This is a genomic window from Stenotrophomonas sp. YIM B06876, assembly GCF_030711595.1.
Lineage (GTDB): Bacteria > Pseudomonadota > Gammaproteobacteria > Xanthomonadales > Xanthomonadaceae > Stenotrophomonas.
This window is the reverse complement of record NZ_JAUJUJ010000112.1, coordinates 1-2428: the sequence shown is the minus strand read 5'-3', so window position 1 is coordinate 2428 and position 2428 is coordinate 1. Positions and strand designations below refer to the sequence as shown.

General features: G+C 66.4%; 1 protein-coding gene. It reads right to left on the bottom strand.

Annotation, left to right across the window (positions count from 1 at the left end; genetic code table 11):
* A partial coding sequence (locus QZH66_RS15095; RefSeq protein WP_305806733.1) for a nitric-oxide reductase large subunit occupies positions 1 to 2234 on the bottom strand: 2234 nt, incomplete at its 3' end.
* Positions 2235 to 2428: the final 194 nt, after the last annotated feature.

The following is a 2428-nucleotide window of genomic DNA, read 5'->3' as shown; positions in this document are numbered from 1 at the left end:
GAACCCCACAGGCCGCTCACCACCTGCCAGGCCATGGACAGCGCGCCGACGATGAAGACCATGTCGCCGAAGGTGCGCACCCAGCGCAGCTGCTGCATGAAGGGCTGCTGCATGAAGGCTTCGCTGCGCGCGTACCACAGGCCCTCGCTGACGCTGGCGTGGAACTGGAACAGGCCGATGGGCAGCAGGCTGGTGGCGATCATCAGCACCAGGCCGGCGTTGAGCCACCAGAAGCCCGTCTTCATGAGCCGCTCGCTGAACACCAGCTGCGGGCGGATGTAGCGCAGCACCAGCAGCGTGAAGCCCAGCGCCAGGAAGCCATAGACCCCGAACAGCGCGGCGTGCGCGTGCACCGGTGTGGTGTTGAGGCCCTGGATGTAGTACAGCGAGATCGGCGGGTTGATCATGAAGCCGAAGACGCCCGCGCCCAGCATGTTCCAGAACGCCACGGCGATGAAGCACATCAGCGGCCACTTGAGGCTGGCCATCCACGGCGCCTTGTCCTTGAGGCGCCAGTTCTCCCAGGCCTCGTGGCCCAGCACCACCAGCGGCACCACTTCGAGCGCGCTGAACGAGGCGCCCACGGCCATCACCGGCGTGGTGGTGCCCGAGAAGTACAGGTGGTGGAAGGTGCCGGGCACGCCGCCGAGCATGAACAGCGAGGCCGAGGCCAGGCTGGCCGTGGTGGCCATGCGCACCGAGACCAGGCCCAGCGTCGAGAAGATGAAGGCCAGCGCCGTGGTGGCGAAGACTTCGAAGAAGCCCTCGACCCACAGGTGCACCACCCACCAGCGCCAGTACTCCATCACCGACAGGTGGGTGCGCTCGCCGTAGAAGAAGCCGGCGCCGTAGAACAGGCCGATCGCCACCACCGAGGCGGTGAGCAGCGCCAGCAGGTTCTTGTCGCCGCCGGGCGTGCGCAGCGCCGGCACCATGCCGCGCAGCATCAGCACCAGCCAGAAGGCGATGCCGCTGAATTTGCCGATCTGCCACAGGCGGCCCAGGTCGACGTATTCGTAGCCCTGGTGGCCAAGCCAGAAGTTCCACTCGGGCGGCAGGACCTGCGCGATCGCCAGGTAGTTGCCGGCGAACGAGCCGACCACGACGACGACCAGCGCCCAGAACAGCACGTCCACGCCGAGCTTCTGGTACGCCGGGTCCTTGCCGCCGTTGATCAGCGGCGCCAGGAACAGGCCGGCCGCCAGGAAGCCCGTGGCGATCCAGAACAGCGCGCTCTGGATGTGCCAGGTGCGCACCAGCGCATACGGGAACCACTGCGACACATTGATGCCGTAGAACTGCTGGCCTTCGACCGTGTAGTGCGCGGTGAAGCCGCCGAGCATGACCTGGAAGGAAAACAGCGCCACGATCAGCAACAGGTATTTGCCCAGAGCGCGCTGCGAGGGTGTGAGCGGCACGCGCGACAGCGGGTCGTGCCGGGGTGCTTCGGGCTCGGCTTCGTCATGCTTGCGCAAGAAGGCCCAGGCCCAGATCAGAAAGCCCACGCCGGCCATCATGACGACGACGCTGGCAATGGACCAGATCATGTTCTCGGCCGTCGGCTGGTTGTCCACCAGCGGCTCGTGCGGCCAGTTGTTGGTGTAGGTGGCGACGCTGCCGGGGCGCTCGGTGGACGCCACCCAGGCGGTCCAGAAGAAGAAGCCGGCCAGCTGCGCGCGCCGCTCGGCGCTGGGCAGGGTGTTCTCTTTCATGGCGAAGTGTTCGCGCGACGGCTGCAGCGCGGGCGCGTCGCCGAACAGCTGGTCGTAATAGGCCGCGTTCTGCGCGATGGCCTGGGCGCGCAGCTTCGACACCGTCATGCTGCCGCTGGCCGGGTCGTAGGTGTTGGTGCGGTACTCGGCCTTGAGGCGCGCGCGCAGCACGGCCTGGGCGTCCGCGTCCAATTGGGCGAACGGCTGGCCGTATTTTTCCTGCGCCGCCAGGTCGAGCCAGGCCAGCAGCTCGCGGTGCAGCCAGTCGGCCGTCCAGTCGGGCGCCTGGTAGGCGCCGTGGCCCCAGATCGAGCCCAGCTGCATGCCGCCCACCGACTGCCAGGCGGTCTGGCCGTCGAGGATGCTTTCCTCGGTGTAGAGCTGCTGCCCGTCGGCCGTCACCACGGTCTGCGGAATCGGCGGTACGGTGCGGTAGATCTCGGCGCCGTAGTAGCCGAGCAGGCTGAACGTGACGATCAGCACCGCGATCAGCGTGAACCAGAGTCTGCGGTATTTACCCATGGTCGGCCTCCCCGCGCAGGGCGGCCCGGTGGTGTGCGAGTGGAGTTTTCATATCGTGTGGCGAGAGTGAGCTAGAGACGCTCTCTCACAGCAAGCTCCAGGCCAGCAGCGGCGCTCTTATGAATCAATGGCTTGCATCAAGCACGGTATTTATGACCACGCTGGCAAATGGTTCAAAATACCCATATATGGTT